General features: G+C 64.6%; 11 protein-coding genes and 1 pseudogene. 11 read left to right on the top strand and 1 reads right to left on the bottom strand.

Features of this window, described 5'->3' with window-relative positions:
- The 5 genes from ASJ79_RS29645 to ASJ79_RS29625 all read left to right on the top strand — a co-directional run.
- The coding region (locus ASJ79_RS29645) for an ABC transporter ATP-binding protein (RefSeq protein ID WP_067963280.1) at window positions 1-726 on the top strand (726 nt) is incomplete at its 5' end.
- Window positions 723-1,547 carry an ABC transporter permease gene (locus ASJ79_RS29640; protein WP_067963272.1) on the top strand — a complete coding sequence of 275 codons (825 nt, stop codon included), beginning with the start codon at window positions 723-725 and terminating at the stop codon, window positions 1,545-1,547. The genes ASJ79_RS29645 and ASJ79_RS29640, both read left to right, overlap by 4 nt.
- The gene (locus ASJ79_RS29635; protein ID WP_082754144.1) at window positions 1,544-2,383 is read left to right on the top strand and encodes an ABC transporter permease; all 840 of its coding nucleotides are present in this window, start codon (window positions 1,544-1,546) and stop codon (window positions 2,381-2,383) included. The genes ASJ79_RS29640 and ASJ79_RS29635 overlap by 4 nt, the downstream gene beginning before the upstream one ends.
- On the top strand, window positions 2,380-3,387 hold the full coding sequence (locus ASJ79_RS29630; protein WP_067963266.1) for an amidohydrolase family protein: 1,008 nt from the start codon (window positions 2,380-2,382) through the stop codon (window positions 3,385-3,387). The genes ASJ79_RS29635 and ASJ79_RS29630 overlap by 4 nt, the downstream gene beginning before the upstream one ends.
- A complete protein-coding gene (locus tag ASJ79_RS29625; RefSeq protein WP_067963264.1) occupies window positions 3,380-4,321 on the top strand; it encodes an MBL fold metallo-hydrolase in 942 nt (313 codons plus the stop codon). The genes ASJ79_RS29630 and ASJ79_RS29625 overlap by 8 nt, the downstream gene beginning before the upstream one ends.
- A gap of 5 nt (window positions 4,322-4,326) precedes the next feature.
- On the opposite strand, the gene ASJ79_RS29620 is transcribed toward ASJ79_RS29625, so the two are convergent.
- Window positions 4,327-5,136 carry an IclR family transcriptional regulator gene (locus tag ASJ79_RS29620; protein ID WP_082754142.1) on the bottom strand — a complete coding sequence of 270 codons (810 nt, stop codon included), beginning with the start codon at window positions 5,134-5,136 and terminating at the stop codon, window positions 4,327-4,329.
- 296 nt (window positions 5,137-5,432) lie between these two features.
- On the opposite strand from ASJ79_RS29620, the gene ASJ79_RS29615 reads away from it, so the two are divergent.
- The 6 genes and pseudogenes from ASJ79_RS29615 (at window position 5,433) to ASJ79_RS29590 (ending at window position 20,162) form a co-directional block, all read left to right on the top strand.
- Complete coding sequence (locus ASJ79_RS29615; protein WP_197420436.1) at window positions 5,433-7,010, top strand: AMP-binding protein; 1,578 nt, start codon at window positions 5,433-5,435, stop codon at window positions 7,008-7,010.
- On the top strand, window positions 6,985-7,416 hold the full coding sequence (locus ASJ79_RS31780) for a Zn-ribbon domain-containing OB-fold protein (protein WP_197420435.1): 432 nt from the start codon (window positions 6,985-6,987) through the stop codon (window positions 7,414-7,416). The genes ASJ79_RS29615 and ASJ79_RS31780 overlap by 26 nt, the downstream gene beginning before the upstream one ends.
- Entirely contained in the window at window positions 7,413-8,555 is a 1,143-nt protein-coding gene (locus tag ASJ79_RS29605; RefSeq protein ID WP_067963251.1) for an acetyl-CoA acetyltransferase, read from the top strand. The genes ASJ79_RS31780 and ASJ79_RS29605 overlap by 4 nt, the downstream gene beginning before the upstream one ends.
- 70 nt (window positions 8,556-8,625) lie before the next feature.
- Window positions 8,626-9,975: pseudogene (locus ASJ79_RS29600) on the top strand (MFS transporter); the annotation flags it as partial.
- 430 nt (window positions 9,976-10,405) lie between these two features.
- The gene (locus ASJ79_RS29595) at window positions 10,406-11,377 is read left to right on the top strand and encodes a helix-turn-helix domain-containing protein (RefSeq protein WP_067963248.1); all 972 of its coding nucleotides are present in this window, start codon (window positions 10,406-10,408) and stop codon (window positions 11,375-11,377) included.
- Window positions 11,378-12,140: 763 nt separating this feature from the next.
- A complete protein-coding gene (locus ASJ79_RS29590) occupies window positions 12,141-20,162 on the top strand; it encodes a hypothetical protein (RefSeq protein ID WP_156448700.1) in 8,022 nt (2,673 codons plus the stop codon).
- Window positions 20,163-20,187 lie beyond the last annotated feature (25 nt).

Here is a 20,187-nt window from a genome sequence, read left to right as displayed (position 1 = left end):
AAGACGTATCACAGCGGTGGCAACGAGATGATCGCGCTGAGCGGGATGGACCTCGATGTCATGGACGGGGAGTTCCTCTCCCTGTTGGGGCCCAGCGGATGCGGCAAGTCGACGGCGCTCAACATCATGGGCGGACTGCTGGCACCCAGTGCGGGCACCGTCACCTTCGACGGCAAGCAGATGGCCGGGCCCAGCCGCGATGTGGGGATGATGTTCCAGCAGGCGGTGATGTTCCCGTGGCGCACCACCATCGACAATGTGCTGCTTCCCGTCGAAGTGTTCGGGCAGTCGAAGAAGAAGTACCGCGAAAGAGCCGAGGAACTGCTGTCCATGGTGGGGATCGCGGAGTTCGCGAAGTCCTACCCGTGGCAGCTGTCGGGTGGCATGCAGCAGCGGGCGGCGCTGTGCCGGGTGCTGATCCACAGCCCGAAGCTGCTCCTGCTCGACGAACCGTTCGGCGCCCTCGACGAGTTCACTCGCGAGTCGATGAACTCTGAGCTGCTTCGACTGCAGGCGCATAGCAAGGCGACGGCAATCCTTGTGACGCACAACATCAACGAAGCCGTCTTCATGTCGGACCGGATCGCGGTGATGAGTGCACGACCGGGCCGGCTGGTCGAGGTCATAGACGTGCCCTTCGAGCGGCCGCGCAGCCCCGAACTGGCGCTGACGCCCGAGTTCGCCGCGCTCGCCTTGCGGGCGCGAACACTGCTCGGGTTGTCATGACCTCGGCATTGCGGGTCCGGCCCTCGAAAGCGGGCGTTGCCAGGCCCGGAGCCGAGGGTAACAGCTGGTGGCTCAGCCTCGGTACGGTCCTGCTGTTCGCGCTCGCGTGGGAGGTGGTGCCGCGGTTCCTCGAAGACCGAACGCTGTTCCCGACGCTGTCGGACACCCTGGCGGGGCTGGCGAGGCTGGTCTCGGCCGGTTACTGGTGGGAGGACCTGGGCGGCACGCTGTTCTCGGTCGTCATCGCCTGGTTGATCGGCTGCAGCGTCGGCCTGGCTGCTGGAATAGCCTTGGGCACAGTGCCCTTCGTCAGGACAGCGATCACACCGTATGCCATCGCCGTACAGGCGCTGCCCAAGATCGTGCTCGCGCCCTTGTTCATCGGGTGGCTCGGCTTCGGGCCGCCCAGCAAGATCGCGATCGCGGTGGTGATCTGCTTCTTCCCAGTCTGGATCGACACCATGGTCGGTCTCGCACTTCCGAAGGCCAACGAGTTCAAGCTGATGCAGTCGCTGAATGCCACACGCCCACAGATCTTCTGGAAGTTGCAGCTGCCATCGGCGGTCCCGATGATCATGGTCGGTGTAAAACACGCGATGCTGCTCGCGTTCACCGGGGTGCTGGTCGCCGAGATCCTCTCCTCCTCGGCCGGCGGGCTGGGGACGCTCACCAAGGAGTTTTCGTCACAGCTGAACATGCCACTGACATTCGCGGTGGTCATCGTCGTCGTCATCATCGCGATCACGCTGGTATCGCTCATGGACGTGATCGAGCGCCGGGTCGTCTTCTGGTCTGAGGAATCGAGGTCACGCAAGTCATGACGACCCTTCAAGAGCGTGTCACCGAATTACGCGCCGAGGCTCCGACCAGACGGTGGACGATGTCGCCGTATGTGGTCACCGCGTTGATCGCACCGCTGATCCTCGGCGTGTGGTACCACATCACCAACAACGGCTTGGTGCCGTCGATCCTGCTACCCACACCCCAGTCCGTCTTCGAGGCGATACCGCGGGTGATCGGTGCGAACGGATTCTCCAGCCACGTGCTGCGCACCGTCACGGAGATTCTCGGCGGCTTCGCGCTCGGCGCGGTCGTCGGTTTCGCCCTCGGACTCCTGCTGGGCTCGTCGATCCGCCTGCGCACGGCGTACCTGCCCTTCCTGTCAGCCCTGGAGGCCATCCCCACGGTGATCCTGGCTCCGGTCATCATCACCTGGTTCGGCTTCGGCATCGAGGGCAAGATTTTCCAGGCGGCGATCGCGTGCTTCTACGCGGTGTTCATCACGACCCTGAGCGGACTCGGCCTGGCCGAGCCGAATTCGGTCCAGCTCATGCGCTCGCTGTGCGCGTCCAGGTGGCAGATCATGCGGATGCTGAAGATTCCCGCCGCATTGCCGGTGATCTTCGGCGGGTTGCAACTCGGTGCGACCACCGCCATCATCGGTGCGATCGTGTCGGAGTTCGTGGGATCCGATGCAGGGCTCGGATATCTCTTGCAGCGCTACCGGTCCGGCTTCGACACCCCTGCGGTGTGGGTCATCATCGGTATCTTCCTGCTCTTCGGACTCATCTCCTATCTGTCCCTCTGGTTCGCCGAACGCAAGATCGTGTTCTGGCGTTCCGCCGCTGTCGCACGACCCGACCTGGAGAAGAAGTGACCACTGACATCCACGCCCACATCGTCCCTGAGTCGTTCATCAACGAGCTGGCGTCCGAGATCCCAGCTGCGGCACCGAAGATCGAGAACCGCAGCGATGGATGGTATTTCAGCTATCCGAACGGGCGCGTGAGTGGGCCGTTCCCCGCGGGCATGTTCGACGTCGGCGCCCGGCTGGCCGATATGGACCGCGACGGGGTGACTGTGCACGCGTTGTCGGTGCCGCCTCCGCAGTTCCAGTACAAGCTGGAGGCCGCGGCCGCGGTGGCGCACGCGCAGTTGTTCAACGACTCGCTGGTCGAGGTCGTCCGTGCCCAACCCGACCGTTTCGTCGTGCTGGGCCACCTTCCGATGCAGGACCCGCAGGCGGCGATCGCCGAAGTCGAACGTCTGGTCTCGGTTCCGGAGGTGGTCGGCCTGGAGGTGGCCACCAACGTCACCGGAACCAATCTCGGCGACGACAGCTTCGCCGACCTGTGGACCGCGATCGCCGACGCCGGCCTTCCGGTCGTGCTCCATCCCTCCGATGTGGCGGGCCACGACCGCATGCACGACTACTACCTGCACAATTTCGTCGGCAACCCGACCGACTCGACGCTGGCCGCCGGATCGCTGATCTTCAGTGGTGTGCTCGAACGCAATGCGTCACTTCGCATCGCACTGCTGCATGGCGGCGGATTCCTGCCGTATCAGATCGGCAGGTTCGACCACGGCTGGAAGGTGCGGCCCGAGCCGAAGTCGCGGATCGACCGGCCGCCGTCACAGTACCTGGACCGGTTCTGGTTCGACACGCTCACCCATGACCGCGCTTCACTGGAGTTCCTGTTGCAGCGGGTCGGTGCCGACCGTCTTGCGCTCGGCACCGACTATCCGTTCGACATGGCCGATCCCGATCCCGTCGGCAGCGTGAGTGCGGCGATCACCGATCCGGTCGCGCTGGAGAAGGTGCTCGTGCACACGCCGCAGCAACTGCTGACCAGAACGGTTGCCGTCAGCCATGCGTGAGTGCGACGAGCTGGTCCTCACCGTTCTCGTCGACAACTACATCGACATGCTGATGTCGAACTCGCCGGGCATCACCCGTCAGGGAATGCCGGAGCATTTCGGTGCGCGCCGCGGGACGCCGCTCGCGGAGAACGGCATCTCCTTCCTGCTGAGGGCGACGACGGCCGGGCGCACCACCACAATCCTGTTCGACGCCGGGATGAGCCCGATCCCGTTGGTGCACAACGCCCGGCTGCTCGGGATCGACCTCACCGAGGTCGATCAGGTGGTGCTGTCGCATGGGCACCCCGACCACTTCGGCGGGATCTACGCTGCGCTCGAGCAGATCGGCTACCGCGTCCCCGTGCTGGTGCACCCGTCGGCATTCACCCCGCGGCTGATCCAGCGCCCTGACGCCACACTTCAGTACTTCAACAAGGCGCTCACCGAGTCGGAGTTGACCGCTGCCGGCGGTGCCGTGGTCCCGTTGAAGGATCCGCTGGAAATCGCGCCAGGTGTGATGACCAGCGGGGAGGTACCGACCACGCTCGATTTCGAGGAGGAGGTCCCGGTCGGTCGGATGTCGGTGCGTGACGGACACGTGTGCGCCGACCCGATCGAGGACTACTTGACATTGAGCATCAACGTCAAAGGCCTCGGCCTGATCGTGCTCGACCCGTGTGGACACGCGGGCGTCGTGTCGGCGGTCGACCACGCGCTGAAGCTCTCCGAGGGTGCGCCACTGCACGGCGTGCTCGGCGGTTTCCACCTCGGGCATGCCGGCATCACTCAGGCCAAGGTCGATCGCACCGTCGACGAACTTGTCAAGCGCAAGCCGGCTTGGGTTTCCCCCATGCATTGCAGCGGGTTCCGCACCCAGCGGGCGGTAGCCGAGCGGATGCCCGATGCGTTCAAGCTCATGACGGTGGGCACCGTCGTACGCTTCGCGGCCTGATGCCGTTACACGGCCGAATACCCGAGAAGATGGGAGAGTTGGCGGCCGGCGTCCCGGACCGCGGTACCGAATTCTTCGACCCGCGTGACGTCAAAGCGGGTCGAGGGACAGGTCCACAGAATCGCGGCGACGCAGTAGCCGTCGGCACGTCGCACCGGGGCGCCGATTCCGCGGCCCCCAGCGACCCGTTCACCGAGGCTGACGCTGTAGCCGCGCTTCCGGTCCTGTTCGACGAACTTCCGCAGCAGTTTCCGGTCGGTGACGGTCTCGCTGGTCATCGGCATGACGGTCACGCTGTCCAAATAGGCGCTCGCCTCGTCTTCCGGCATCCCTGCCAGAATGGCGCGACCCGCGGCGCCGGCGTACAGAGGGGACACCACGCCGGGCTCGATGACGTATCGGATCGCCTGCCTACAGTCGATGCGTTCCTGGAACCTCGCTTGATTGCCTTCGCGCACAATGAAATAGCAGGTTTCATCGAAACGAGCCACCAGGTCGCGGACGATGGGCTCGGCCAACCCCCACAACGAGTTGTGGGTGTGCAGAACCTCTCCCAGCGAGGACAACCGGCGTCCGACCTCGAATCTCCCCGTCAACTGCGACTGCTCGACCACGTCGAGCGCAGCAAGCTGGTTGAAGATCCGGCTCACCGAGCTCTTGTCGATACCGGTTGCGCGCGAGACCTCGCGGACGCTGATCCCGTCGGGTGCGGCCGCGACCGCTTCGAGCAGTGTGAACAACTTGGTCGCGACACCGCGATGTTCGGCCTCGGCGGAGAACGTCGGCGTGGCGTCGTCCATCTCGTTACTTGTCATGCGCACCCCCTCAGATGCTCGGTACGAGAGTAGTCGGCGAACCGACCACAGGCGGGTACCGCCGATAAGACGACGTCCCGGTTTATGTGTAGCAGACTCCGCCGCGCACGTGCCAAATCATGGGGACGATGTCGGCCCAATTCGGTTGAGATCAGGGCCATGACATCGCTGGATGCGCATCCGTGCATGGGCGGTAGTGCGACTTCCCGGTAATTCGAAAAAATAGGACAGTGTCTCGTATACTCATACACGGCGCACACGCCGCGTTGCCGTCAAACGTCTCGATGGAGGAACACGTGGAACTGGCAGGACTCACCGTCGGGCGCTTTCTGGAACAGGCTGTCGAAGAAGTGCCCCACGACCCGCTGCTCATCTGGGACGAGCGGCAGATCTCTTACCGGGAGTTCAACGAGAACGCCAACCGTGCCGCGAACGTCTGGCGCGACCTCGGGGTGCGCCGCGGCGATCACGTCGCCTTCATGGTCGACAACAAACCCGAATTCCTCTACGCGTGGTTCGGGCTGGCCAAGCTCGGCGCCACGCTGGTCGCGGTCAACACCGGATTCAAAGAGCGCGAGACGCACTACATCCTGGAGCACTCGCAGGCGAAGTTCGTCCTGGTCGACGACGCCTACGCCGACGTCATCGCGCCCAGCGTCGACACGCTGCCCAGCCTCGAAGCGGTATACGCGATGCAGCCGGGATCCCAGTTCCCCCATTTCGGTGAGTTGATGGACAAAGCGGGAACGTCGGCGCCCGAAGCCGGCGACGTGTCGCCCGACGACGTCGTGAGCTTCATCTACACGTCAGGAACGACCGGTAATCCCAAGGCTGTCATGCAGTCTCAACGAAACTTCGTCTTGACGGGCCAGGCTTATCCGCATTGGATGCGGATGGAGAAGGGCGACCGTATCTACGCGTGCCTGCCGTTGTTCCACATCAATTCCCAGGCGTACTCCATGATGGGGGCCATCGGTGCCAGGGGGGCGATCGTTCTGGCGCGCCGGTTTTCGGCCAACAAGTTCTGGGACGACATCCGCAGGCACAAGGTGGCCGTCTTCAACTTCATCGGCGCGATGACCCTCATCCTCAGCAAGAAGGAGCCGGCCGCCGACGATCTCGACAACAGCGTCAAGGTCGCCTACGGCGTGCCGGCTCTACCGGGTGAGCTGCGGGAGACGCTGGAGAAGCGATACGGGATGACGGTGATATCGGGCTTCGGGATGAGTGAGACGACATTCGGACTGCTCGAGCCGTTCGACGATCGACGCCGGTCCGGCGCGATGGGCTTCCCTCGCCAACATCCCGATCCCGCCGTCCCCCGCACGGAGGCAGCCGTTGTCGACGAGAACGGGAATCACCTGGGCGACAACGAGGTCGGCGAACTGATCCTGCGCGGCCCGGCGCATATGCTCGGCTATTTCAAAGATCCGGAGAAGACCTCCGAAGCGCTGCGCGACGGATGGCTGTACACCGGGGACATGGCCCGTCGGGACAGCGACGGCCAGTATTACTTCGTCGACCGCAAGAAGGACATCGTGCGTCGCCGCGGTGAGAACGTGTCGTCGTTGGAGGTCGAGAACGTCATCAACGACCACCCCTCCGTGTTGGAGTGTGCGGTCATCGGTGTCCCGTCCGATCTCACCGATGAGGACCTTCTGGTGTTCATCGTCGCTCGCAACGGTGCCGAGCTCGACTTCGACGAGATCGGTGACTGGGCCGCAGAACGATTGGCGCGCTTCAAGGTTCCGCGGTACTACAAGCAAATCGATGCGTTGCCGAAGACCTCGACGCAGAAGATCGCCAAGCACCAGCTTCGCTCCGCCGCCGAGGAGAAAGGATACGATCGTGACTTCGCAACGTCGTCCCGGTGACGCGCCGGCCGTCGAACGGCCGATCCCGCAACTGCGCGGCGAGGAGAAGCAGTACTACGCCGACCTCAGAGAACACCGCCTGCCGTATTACCCGTGCTCCGCATGCGACGCTGTGCACGCTCGCCCTCAGGAGTTCTGCCCGGCGTGTGGCCAAGGCGTCCAGCGGCAGTGGTCGTCCGGTCAGGGAACGGTGTATTCCTTCACGGTGCAACAGCGTGCCGGGCATCCGTACTTCGCCGACGCCGTTCCGTACACGATCGCGCTCGTCGACTTCGACGAGGGCTTCCGGACCCTTGCCGATCTGACCACACCGGACGGTGAACCCCGCATCGGTCAGCGAGTACGGGTCGAATTCGAGGATGTGACAGAAGAGATGACTCTCCCGCATTTCGTGGCGGTGTCATGAGTATCCGGGGCACGGCAGCCATCGTCGGCGCCGCAGAGGTCGACACCTGGCAGACACAGGGACGGTCACCGGTGGGTCTGATGGCAGAGGCCACCAGGCGCGCCGTCGCCGACGCCGGCCTGACACTGGGTGATGTGGACGGGTTGTTCAGCGCCAGTTCGCATTACTCGTTCCCGACGATGAACCTCGCCGAGAAGCTCGGCATGCATCCCCGGTACACGGATTCCTCCAACATCGGCGGTGCGTCGTTCGTGAGCCACGTCGGGCACGCCGCCGCCGCGATCGCGGCAGGTCTGTGTGACGTCGCGGTCATCGCCTACGGCAGCACCCAGCGATCCGACATGGGCAAGCTGGTGAGCCGCGCCGAGTGGTCGGCCTATGAGGAGCCCTACGGCCTGATCCATCCGATCTCGTCCATTGCGCTGATGGCGCAGCGACACATGGCCCAGTTCGGCACCACCCGCGAGCAACTTGCGTCGATCGCGGTGTCGGCGCGGCAATGGTCGCTGCTGCACCCGAATCCGCCCTACCCGAAGCCGCTGACGATCGAGGATGTCGTCGAATCGAAGATGGTTTCGACGCCTCTGCACGCCAGAGACTGCTGCCTCGTGACCGACGGAGGTGCCGCCGTGGTCGTGACGTCCGCCGAACGTGCCGCGTCGCTGCCGCACCCGCCGGTCTATCTGCTGGGTTTCTCCGAGTCGAGCAATCATCGCGCCGTCTCGGCCATGCCGGATCTGACGAGCACGGTGGCATCGAAGACGTCGAGGACGGCGCTGGACATGGCGGGCCGCTCACTGGCCGACATCGACACCTCACACGTCTACGACGCATTCACCGCCAGCCTGCTGATCCTGCTGGAGGACATCGGATTCTGTGCCAAGGGTGAGGGTGGACCGTTCGTGGCGGACGGCAACATAGCGCCAGATGGCGCGGTGGCACTGAACACCAACGGTGCCGGCCTGTCGTTCACGCACCCGGGCATGCTCGGGCTGTTCCTGCTCACCGAAGCGGTGACCCAGCTGCGCGGCGACGCAGGTGCTCGTCAGGTCGCCGGTGCGCAGACGTCACTGGTGCACGGTATGGGTCTCACGCTCGCCGCGCACAGCACGGCGGTCCTGTCGACGAGCGCGGAGTAGGGGCCTGCCGGGGTCGAGTGCGGCCAGGGTCGGCTTCCGGTCTGAGCGTGGGCCAATCCTGTCGTCGCTCATGCTGGCGCTGAGCCTCGTTGCGCTCGACTCGACGGTGGTGGCGACCGCGGTCCCTACCATCGTCGCCGAGCTGGGCGGCTCCGCGTTGTTCCCGTGGCTGTTCTCCGGCTACCTGCTTGCTCAAGCCGTGACCACACCGGTGTTTGCCAAGCTTTCCGACATGCTCGGGCGCAAGCCGGTCATTCTTGTCGGAATCGCGCTGTTCACGGCCGGTTCGATCCTGTGTGCGTGCGCATGGTCGATGCCTGCGCTGATCGCCGCCAGGGTGGTGCAGGGACTGGGAGCCGGTGCGGTGCAACCGATGTCGGTCACCATCGTCGGTGACATATACACGCTCACCGAACGCGCCAGAGTGCAAGGGTATTTCGCCAGCGTGTGGGCGGCTGCGTCGGTGGTGGGACCCACCTTCGGTGGACTCTTCGCACAGTGGGGGATATGGCGTGGGGTCTTCGTGTTCAACGTGCCGCTGTGCCTGGTCGCCGCATGGATGCTGCTGCGCCGCTACCAGGATGCCTTCGACCGTCGCGAGGCGCGCGTCGACTACTACGGAGCTGTCCTGCTGACGTCGGGGCTGTCGCTGCTGGTGCTCGCGATTCTTGCCGGGGGACAGGCCTGGTCGTGGACGTCGGCACCCAGTATCGGGTCGCTGGTCGCGGGCGGCGTGTTGCTCGTCCTATTCGGGGTGGTGTCCCGGCGGGCTGCAGAACCGATCCTGCCCGGCTTTGTTCTCACCCGCCGGCTCCTGCTGACGACGACGATCGTCGGACTGGGTGTCGGAGCGATACTGATCGGTCTCACGTCGTTCGTGCCCACCTACCTCGAGGGAACGGTCGGTGCGGAGCCGGTCTACGCGGGCCTGGCGATGACCGCACTCACCATCGGCTGGCCCCTGACGGCGGGTCTGGCCGGGCGCATCTACCTGCGGGTGGGATTCAAACGGACCGCAATGGTGGGCGCGACGGTGGTGGTGGCCGGGGCCGTCGGGCTGCTCGCCATGGTCGATCATCCCAGCGTGCTGCTGGTGGCTTGCCTGTGCTTTGTCACCGGCTGTGGAATGGGGCTGCTGGCACTGCCGTGTCTGATCGCCGCCCAGTCGAGTGTGGATGCGGAGGACCGCGGCGTGGTCACCGGTGCGCACATGTTCGCACGGTCGTTGGGCAGCGCCGTCGGGGTCGCCGTATTCGGGGCGATGGCGAATTCCGTCTTTCAGGGCCGAGAAATCCAGGGCTCGGCGACCGTGCAGGCGGGCACGGCGTTGGTGTTCGCGGGTGTCGTGGTGGTTGCGGTGGTCAGCGCGGTGGCGGTCGTCGCGATGCCTGCGACGCCGCCGGAACTTGAGGTATCCGCGACATCAACGAGAAACGAGGAACCACACCAGGCTCAGGAACGTTCCGCAGGACCGAAGCCCTCAACGCCATCGCCGTCCAGTAACCCCCGCGACTCCCACTCTGACGTCCCCAATCAAACGTCAACGGCTACAACGACTTACACAGAGTCTTGACAAGCCCTCCAGGTCCGCGCAGGCGACCCTGTCTCGGGTTGTACCCCGGTCGTTCTCGCCGCCGAGGACCGGGCCGGTTCGATGCCGTGTGCGAGGCCGTGGGCGGCGTGTATCCCGGCGGTGAAGCGCTGCACTGATCGGATCATGTGGATACCGAGCAGCTTCTGTCGTAGTCGGTGCCGGCGGCTCAGTGGTCGGTAGAACATGTCAGCCATGCTTCCGCCGGGGGCGCTACACGAAAAGTGGCCCTAGTGCCGTTGTTCGTTAAGATAGTGACATGCATACGGTCGCGATTCTCGCCTACGACGGAATGTCGGGCTTCGAGTCAGGCCTGGCCGCAGAGATCTTCGGCATGACCGAATTGTCGGAGCAGTTCTCTGCCGGCTTGGTTCGGCCCTGGTACAAGGTCAAGTTGTGCTCCGAACAGCAGGAAATCCGGCTGGTCGGTGGTGCCGTCGTGCGCACTTCCTACGGGCTCGACGATCTGGCCGCGGCAGACACGGTGGTGATCCCCAGCGTTCGCGACGTGACCGCACCCACCTCGCCGGAGCTGGTCGAGGCGATCAAGACGGCCGACGCGCGGGATGCGCGATTGGTGTCGATCTGTTCAGGGGCGTTCGCACTTGCCGCGGCCGGAATACTCGACGGGCGTAAGGCGACAACGCATTGGATCTACACAGAACTGCTCCAAGAGCGGTATCCCGGCATCGACATCGATCCGGCTCCGCTGTACGTCGACAACGGGCGGGTGCTGACCAGTGCCGGGTGCGCGGCCGGTCTGGATCTCTGTCTGCACATCGTGCGCTCCGATCACGGCGGTCGGGTGGCCAACGACGTGGCGCGGCGGTTGGTCATCTCGCCGCACCGGGCGGGCGGGCAGGCTCAGTACATCGAGGTGCCGGTCCCTGAGCCGATGGACGACGGCCGGATCGCGGCCGGGATGACGTGGGCGATGGCGAATCTCGACAGGCCCATCACTCTCGACGAAATGGCTGAGCAGTCGATGATGTCGCGGCGGAGCTATCTCCGTCAGTTCGCCAAGGCCACCGGTACGACACCGATCAAGTGGTTGATCACGCAACGGATCCAGGCCAGTCTCGCGCTGCTCGAAGCGACGTCGTTGTCGATCGAACAGATAGCGGTGCGGGTGGGATTCGAGTCGCCGTCGACCTTCCGGCACCACTTCGTCCGGCAGATGCAGACCACCCCGAGCGACTACCGCAGCGCATTCACCGGGCAAGCGGTGTGAGGTGAGGCGGCGTGCCGCCAGCCGCAAATACTGACGTAATCGTCACTCCGTTCCGTTCACAGGGCCGTCCCGCGACCCTGCTCCGGTGCCCTCGGGTGGGATCATGCCACCCGGGTCGATGTGTTGCTGGCGCCACGGTCTGTGCCAAGGCAAGGAGTGCGCGAAGTTGTTTACCATCAGTTGCCATGATCGGAGAAGTGCTGCACGTGACCTGGTCGCGCAGCGGTTCGCGTACAGTTTGACGCGTTCATTCGCGGGGTGAGACGGGCTCTCGTTGCACTTGGGTAATTCGCTGGAATGGCTGGTCAGTCCATACCAGATGGGTCGGTCCGATGGCTGTCGACATTGCTCGATCGTTTGTGTGAGCAAGAATTTCCGCATTGCGCAACTGCGGTGACGTTTATGGCTTATGCTCGTCCGTGCCGAGCTGACGGCGGTGGATCCGCATAGGTTCAGCAAACAGACCAGAACAAAATACGGCGCGGAACGACGATGTATGACGCAGGGGAGGCGTCCCATCGCCGTCGCTGGAGTGACCGCAACTCAAGCGTCCGGGGGTGCCTGATCAGGCCCGTGGGACTGCCGCCGCAGCAAACGAAGGATCAGTATGTCTGCGACTCCGGCCCGGCACCGCGTCCCGCGTAGGGACCGAAGCACCCCACAGCCCGACTTCTGGGCGGCTCGGGCTCTGGTGGACAACGCCGGTGGCCCTGCCAAGCATGCGCGGACAGAGACGTCGAAGTTCGCACTGCCGATCGGTCGGGTGGGAGCGCTCGCAGTCTCACTCGGAATCGGGTTGGCGGTGGCCAACTCCGCAGGTGTCGCGTACGCGGACACGGACACCGACACGGATTCCTCAGTCTCGTCGGGGTCGAACGACGCCGAGCCGACATCGCCGGACCCCGGGGCCGAGGCGGACCCGGAGGAGGAATCCGACACCGAAGACGTCGATGTTCCGTCGGATCCGGAAGACGAGGAACCGGGTGACGAAGACGTCCCCGGCGGCGACGAACCCGACGTGTCAGATCCCGAGGCCGAGAATCCCGGACCGCCCGTTTCCGGCGCAGACGACGAGCCGCCACTCGAGGAACTACCAGAGGAAGAGCCCTCGTCGTCGCCCCCAGACGCCGACGACCATCCGGTCACGCAGACACCTGCGCCCTCACGAGATTCCGACGAGGCCCCGCCCGATGACGAGTCCGCGGTAGAACCCGAAGAGCCAGCCACCGATCTCGATGAGGGCCGGGAACCGCCGGCCGACACCGTCGTCACCTCCGGCAACGATGCGACCACCGATGTCGTGACCGCACCGGAGAGCGCGCCGCCTGTCGCTTCGTCGGCCCCTTCCGGCGAAGAGGCGGCGGAATCGGTCGACGTGATCACCGCCCTGGTCGCCGGCCTGGTGTCGCCGCTGGTCGACCCGGCCACGCCCGCGCGCGTTCCGTGGTTCGACGGTTTGTTGGCGTGGGTGCGGCGACAGATCAACCACACGTTCTTCAACGACTCCCCGGAGTGGGGTCCGGTCACGAGCCAGCAGACCGTGACCGGCCAGGTCATCATCGACCTGGCCGCCCGTGACCCCAACGGTGATCCGTTGACCTACACCATCGTTCAGCCTGAACACGGGTCGGTGTTCAGAGACCCGATCACCGGCAAGTTCGTGTACACGCCCAACACCCTGGTGACGGGCACTCCGCTGGAGGACAGCTTCAAGGTCGTCATCAGTGACTCCTCGGAACATCTCGAGGGTGTGGCGGGCCTCATCCAAGGGGTGTTCCATTTCCTGGCCCGCGCGATCGGGATCGCCGAACCCGATGAGGTGACTCTGCTGATCCCCGTCGTCGCCAACCCCATCGTCGAGGTGCCGCCCGTGCTGGTGGTATCCCCGATTGCGGGCGGCACTACCGGCGATGCGATCACAGTGAGCCCGATTGTGGTGATCACTGATCTGGACTCCGACAGGCTGGCTTCGGCGACCGTGAAGCTCAACGACGCGGCGGCCGGGGATGTTCTGGGCTGGGGCTCCCTTCCGCCGGGGGTAACGGCGACCACCGGGAACGGTTCTGTGACGTTCACGGGCGCGGCGTCGGTCGCGGCGTATCAACAGCTGCTGCAGTCGGTGACACTGACCTCCTCGGAGATCGGGATCAAGACCATCTCGTTCTCGGTGATCGACGACCAGGGGAACGCAAATCCGGTTCCTGCCGGCACCGTGGTCACGGTGCTGGGATTGCCCGTCGAGGTGCCGCCGCTGGTGGTCGTCACTCCAGTTGCCGCCGGGACTGTCGGCTCACCGGTCACGATCACTCCGATCGTACTGATCACAGACGTGGACTCGGCGGAGTTGTCTTCGGCGACAGTGGAAATCGCTGATCCCGCGGACGGGGACACCCTGGAATGGGGCACGTTGCCGCCGGGAGTGGCCGTCACGACCGGGGACGGCTCCGTGACGTTCACCGGTGCGGCGTCGGTAGCCGCGTATCAGCAGCTCCTGGCTTCGGTGACCTTGACGTCGACCAGTGCGGGACTGAAGTCCGTGAGCTTCTCCGTCGTCGACGCTGACGGTAACACCAGTGTGGTGCCGGCAGCCACCGTCGTGACCGTGCTGGGTCTGCCGGTCGAGGTGCCTCCGCTGGTGGTGGTGTCTCCGGTGGCTGCCGGAACTGTCGGGTCCGCGATCACGATCAGCCCGATCGTGATCATCACGGACCTCGACTCCGACGAATTGGCTTCGGCAGCTGTGGTTGTGGAGAACCCGGCCAGCGGGGATGAGTTGCGGTGGGGTGACCTGCCCAGCGGAGTGTCTGCTGCCTACGCCGATGGTGTGCTGACATTCACCGGCGCCGCGTCGGTAGCGACCTATCAGCAACTTTTGGCGTCGGTGACGCTCACCTCGACGGGCGCCGGCATCAAGTCCGTCACCTTCTCGGTGACAGACGACCAAGGCAATGCCAGTGCTTTCGCCGCCGGCACGGTGGTGACCGTGCTGGGTCTGCCGGTCGAGGTGCCTCCGTTGGTGGTGGTGTCTCCGGTGGCGGCCGGAACTGTCGGGTCCGCGATCACGATCAGCCCGATCGTGGTGCTCACGGATCTGGATTCCGACGAGTTGGATTCGGCCAAAGTGGTTCTGAACGACCCTGCTGACGGTGATGCGTTGGATTACGGGTCGTTGCCCGTGGGAGTGGAGGCGAGTTACGTCGACGGGGTGTTGACCTTCACCGGTCGCGCCTCTGTTGAGGATTACCGTCAGTTGTTGGCGTCCGTGACCTTGACTTCGGCTGGTGCGGGGTTGAAGTCGGTGAGTTTTGCGGTCACCGATGTCGACGGCAACACCAGTGTGGTGCCTGCGGGCACGGTGGTGACGGTGCTGGGTGTGCCCGGGATCTCGGTCCCGCCGGTGGTGGTGGTGTCTCCGGTAGCTGCCGGGACAGCGGGTTCGCCGATCACGATCAGCCCGATCGTGGTGCTCACGGATTTGGATTCCGACCAGTTGGATTCCGCCACGGTCACACTCAACAACCCAGCTGCTGGGGACAGTCTCGAGTTCGGTTCTCTGCCCGCTGGTCTGGAGGGTAGCTACATCGACGGTGTGTTGACCCTCACCGGTCGCGCCTCGGTGGAGGTTTACCGGCAGCTGCTGCAGTCGGTGACGTTGACCTCGACGACGGCCGGGTTGAAGTCGGTGAGTTTTGCGGTCACCGATGTCGACGGCAACACCAGTGTGGTGCCGGCGGGCACGGTGGTGACGGTGCTGGGTGTGCCCGGGATCTCGGTCCCGCCGGTGGTGGTGGTGTCTCCGGTAGCTGCCGGGACAGCGGGTTCGCCGATCACGATCAGCCCGATCGTGGTGCTCACGGATCTGGATTCCGACCAGTTGGACTCCGCCACGGTCGTTCTGCAAGACCCGGCCGACGGCGACGTACTCGGTTACGGGTCGTTGCCTGCGGGTGTCGAAGCCAGTTATGCCAACGGCGTTCTGACATTCTCCGGGACTGCATCGGTGGCTGCCTACCAGCAACTGCTCGCCTCGGTGACGTTGACGTCGAACATGGCTGGGCTCAAGTCTGTGACCTTCGGCGTTGTCGATGCTGAGGGCAATACGAACTCGGTGCCGGCGGGCACGGTGGTGACGGTGTTGGGTGTGCCGGGGTCGTCGATTGCGCCGGTGCTTGTCGCGACGCCGGTGGCCGCTGGGACGGCGGGTTCGCCGATCGTGGTGAGCCCGATTGTGGTGATCGCCGATCTGGATTCCGATGAGTTGGCTTCGGCCACTGTGACTGTGGGCGATCCCGCTGCTGGTGACGTGTTGGGTTGGGGTGACCTGCCGGAGGATGTGGAGGCCAGCTATGCGGATGGCGTGTTGACGTTCACCGGGGCGGCGTCGGTGGAGGCGTACCGGGAGTTGTTGCAGTCGGTGACGTTGACCTCGACCGGTGGTGGCATCAAGTCGGTGAGTTTTGCGGTCACTGATATTGAGGGCAATACGAATACGGTGCCGGCGGGCACGGTGGTGACGGTGTTGGGTGTGCCGGGGTCGTCGATTGCGCCGGTGCTTGTCGCGACGCCGGTGGCTGCTGGGACGGCGGGTTCGCCGATTGTGATCAGTCCGATTGTGGTGATCGCGGATCTGGATTCGGATGAGTTGGGTTCGGCCATCGTGACTGTGGCGGATCCGGCCGCTGGTGATGTGTTGGGTTGGGGCACTGTGCCCGAAGGGATCTCCGCTGAGTACGCCGAGGGCGTGTTGACGTTCACCGGGGCGGCGTCGGTGGATGCGTACCGGGAGTTGTTGCAGTCGGTGACGTTGACCTCGACCGGTGGTGGCATCAAGTCGGTGAGTTTTGCGGTCACTGATATTGAGGGCAATACGAATACGGTGCCGGCGGGCACGGTGGTGACGGTGTTGGGTGTGCCGGGGTCGTCGATTGCGCCGGTGCTTGTCGCGACCCCGGTGGCTGCCGGGACGGCGGGTTCGGCGATCGTGATCAGTCCGATTGTGGTGATCGCAGATCTTGACTCCGATGAACTGGGCTCGGCCACAGTGACTGTGGGCGATCCCGCTGCTGGTGACGTGTTGGGTTGGGGTGACCTGCCTGAGGGTGTGGAGGCCAGCTACGCCGGCGGTGTGTTGACGTTCACCGGGGCGGCGTCGGTGGATGCGTACCGGGAGTTGTTGCAGTCGGTGACGTTGACCTCGACCGGTGGTGGCATCAAATCGGTCAGTTTTGCGGTGACTGATATTGAGGGCAATACGAACTCGGTGCCGGCGGGCACGGTGGTGACGGTGTTGGGTGTGCCGGGGTCATCGATCGCGCCGGTGCTTGTCGCGACGCCGGTGGCCGCTGGGACGGCGGGTTCGCCGATTGTGATCAGTCCGATTGTGGTGATCGCCGATCTGGATTCCGATGAGCTGGGTTCGGCGACAGTCACAGTTTCTAATCCTTCGTCTGGTGATGTGTTGGAGTGGGGAGATGTACCGGGCGGTGTGGAGGCCAGTTACTCGAACGGTGTGTTGACGTTCACCGGTAATGCCTCTGTTGAGGTCTATCGGGAGTTGTTGCAGTCGGTGACGTTGACCTCGACCGGTGGTGGCATCAAGTCGGTCGGTTTTGCGGTGACTGATATTGAGGGCAATACGAATACGGTGCCGGCGGGCACGGTGGTGACGGTGTTGGGTGTGCCTGGGTCGTCGATCGCGCCGGTGCTTGTCGCGACGCCGGTGGCTGCTGGGACGGCGGGTTCGCCGATTGTGATCAGTCCGATTGTGGTGATCGCCGATCTGGATTCCGATGAGCTGGGTTCGGCGACAGTGACTGTGGGCGATCCCACCGCTGGTGACGTGTTGGGGTGGGGCACTGTGCCCGAAGGGATCTCCGCTGAGTACGCCGAGGGCGTGTTGACGTTCACCGGTAATGCCTCTGTTGAGGACTACCGGGAGTTGTTGCAGTCGGTGACGTTGACCTCGACCGGTGCGGGTTTGAAGTCGGTGTCGTTCGCGATCGTCGATGCCGATGGGAATGCCAGTGTGGTGCCGGCGGGCACGGTGGTGACGGTGTTGGGTGTGCCGGGGTCGTCGATCGCGCCGGTGCTTGTTGCGACGCCGGTGGCTGCTGGGACGGCGGGTTCGGCGATTGTGATCAGTCCGATTGTGGCGATCGCCGATCTGGATTCAGATGAGTTGGGTTCGGCGACAGTGACGGTGAACGATCCCGCCACTGGTGATGTGTTGGGTTGGGGTGACCTGCCTGAGGGTGTGGACGCCCACTACACCGATGGGGTGTTGACGTTCACCGGCACCGCGTCGGTGGATGCGTACCGGCAGCTGCTGCAGTCGGTGACGTTGACCTCGGCCGGTGCGGGGTTGAAGTCGGTGTCGTTCTCGATCGTCGACGCCGAAGGCAATGCCGCCACGGTGCCGGCGGCCACGGTGGTCACGGTGCTGGGTCTGCCGACCGCACTGCCGCCTCTGGTGGTGGTTTCCCCAATCGCGACCGGCACAACGGGTTCTGCGATCGTGGTGAGCCCGATCGTGGTGATCACCGATCTGGATTCAGATGAACTGGATTCGGCCACCGTGACCGTGAACGATCCGGAATCCGGCGACGTCCTGGGTTGGGGCACTGTGCCCGAAGGGATCTCCGCCGAGTACACCGACGGCGTGTTGACCTTCACCGGGACCGCGTCGGTTGCGGTGTACCAGCAGCTGCTGCAGTCGGTGACGCTGACCTCGACGGCACCGGGCATCAAGACGGTGGCGTTCACGGTGACCGACGACCAGCACGAGACAAGCCTTGTCGCAGGGACGGCGGTTACCGTATTGGGCCTGCCGACCGCGGCCACCCCGGTGGTGCTGACGTCGGTCGTCAGTGTGGCCTACACCGCCGGATCCTCCGGTGTGTCGGTTGATGCCGGCCTGATCGTGCTCGACGCCGATTCGGAGATGATGACGGGTGCCACGGTGACGATCGTCAATCCCGCGTCGGGCGACCTCCTGACGTTCGGGGATCTGCCCGAAGGTGTCACCGCGACCTACGGCAGCGGCGTGCTGTCCTTCGATGGCACGGCCTCGGTGAGCGCCTATCAACAGCTCCTACGGTCGGTGAAGTTCGCGAGCGAGTCGTCCGCACTGGCCACCATCAGGATGATCTCGCTGCAGATCACTGATGACCAGGGACGCTCGAGCATTCCGGGAACGGTAGCCGTCACCGTGCTGTCGGTGCCGATCCTGGCCAAGCCGGTGGTCGTGACCTCGCTGGCGAACGTCGCCTACACAGCGGGGAACTCGAGCGTTCAGGTCGACTCGGGTCTGCTTCTGCTGGATGCGGATTCGGCGACCATGACGGGTGCGGTGGTGTCGATCGTCGGCGGCGCAACTGCGGGGGAGAGCCTCGGCTGGACGCCGCAGGACGGCATCAGCGGCACCTACACCGACGGCGTCCTGACATTCGAGGGTTCCGCAACCGTGGCCGCATATCAGCAATTGCTGCGGTCCGTCACGTTCTCGACGACCAGCGAAGCGCTGGCGTCGATCAAGAGCATCTCCTTCGTCGTCACCGACGGCCAGGGCAATGTCAGCACCCCCGGCTTGGTCGCGGTGACGATCGTCAAGTCGCCGTTGAGGATTGCGCCACTGGTGACCACGTCGCTGGCCAACGTGTCCTACACGGCAGGGGCCGGTGCCGTCACGGTGGATCCGTTCGTCAGTGTTCTCGACCTCGACTCGACGGCCCTGCAGGGTGCGACAGTCAAGATCGCCGGCGGGTTCGCATCCGGAGACGTCCTGACTTTCACGGCGCCTGAGGGCATCACCGGTGTGTACGACAGCTCGACTGGAACACTGACACTGACCGGCACGGCGAGCATCGGCATGTACGAAGAGGCGTTGCGGTCGGTGCAACTGGCGACAGGCGCCGGCGCGCTCGCGTCGCTGAAGACGGTGTCCTTCCACGTCACCGACGCCGAAGGAACCGCGAGTCTGCTTCCCGGCAATGTCGTGGTGACGGTGCTGACCGCACCCTTCAACCTGTCGCCACTGGTGACGACGCTCCTGGGCCCGATCTACACCGCGGGAAACAGTGCGGCGAAGGTCAACCCGCTGTTGACGGTGATTGACCTGGACTCGTCGACGATGTCGGGCGCGGTCGTGCAGGTCACCGGCAACTTCTCCGCGGGAGACGTTCTCGGGTTCACCCCGGTGGGCAACATCAGCGGCAGCTACGACAGCGCCACCGGCATTCTGACGCTGTCGGGGACGGCGAGCACGCTGCAGTACCAGCAGGTGTTGCAGTCCGTGACGTTCTCGACAAACGCGTCGGCCCCGACCGCCGTCAAGACGATCACCTTCACGGTCACCGACACCCAAGGCGGCACGAGCCTGCCGGCGACAGCCCTGGTGACGGTGCGCGAGAACAACAATCCGGTGCTCACCGCTCCCTTGGGTGGGGGTCTGGTGTTACTCGGTCTTCCCCTGCTCAGCCCACTGGCCGTCATCAGCGACGACTCGGAATACCTGCAGCAGGCATACGTGAAGATTGTCGACAAGCGGGCCGGGGACACGCTTGTCTGGGATGCGCCAGCCCATATCCAGGCTTCCTTCTCGGGAGACACGCTGACCCTTGTGGGCCAGGCCACCGTCGCTGAGTACCAAGCGGTGATTCGCTCGATCAGGATCAGCAAGGAGTTCTCGCTGCTTCCCACCTCCCGCACGATCAGAATGCAGGTGCAGGACGTGCACGGGCTGTGGAGCAACACCGAAGAGAGCACGGCGTTGTTCCTGCTCGCATAGCACTGCTTCGCCGTCGAAGGCGCGG

This window comes from Mycobacterium sp. NAZ190054 (assembly GCF_001545925.1).
Lineage (GTDB): Bacteria > Actinomycetota > Actinomycetes > Mycobacteriales > Mycobacteriaceae > Mycobacterium.
This window is presented reverse-complemented; position numbering and strand designations above follow the sequence as displayed.

What these genes read in the sequence shown, in the direction of transcription:
- ASJ79_RS29635 (WP_082754144.1), top strand. Translation starts at nt 1,544, where the DNA reads ATGACGACCCTTCAAGAGCGTGTCACCGAATTACGCGCCGAGGCTCCG.
- ASJ79_RS29625 (WP_067963264.1), top strand. Translation starts at nt 3,380, where the DNA reads ATGCGTGAGTGCGACGAGCTGGTCCTCACCGTTCTCGTCGACAACTAC.
- ASJ79_RS29620 (WP_082754142.1), bottom strand. Translation starts at nt 5,136, where the DNA reads ATGACAAGTAACGAGATGGACGACGCCACGCCGACGTTCTCCGCCGAG.
- ASJ79_RS29595 (WP_067963248.1), top strand. Translation starts at nt 10,406, where the DNA reads ATGCATACGGTCGCGATTCTCGCCTACGACGGAATGTCGGGCTTCGAG.
- ASJ79_RS29640 (WP_067963272.1), top strand. Translation starts at nt 723, where the DNA reads ATGACCTCGGCATTGCGGGTCCGGCCCTCGAAAGCGGGCGTTGCCAGG.
- ASJ79_RS29605 (WP_067963251.1), top strand. Translation starts at nt 7,413, where the DNA reads ATGAGTATCCGGGGCACGGCAGCCATCGTCGGCGCCGCAGAGGTCGAC.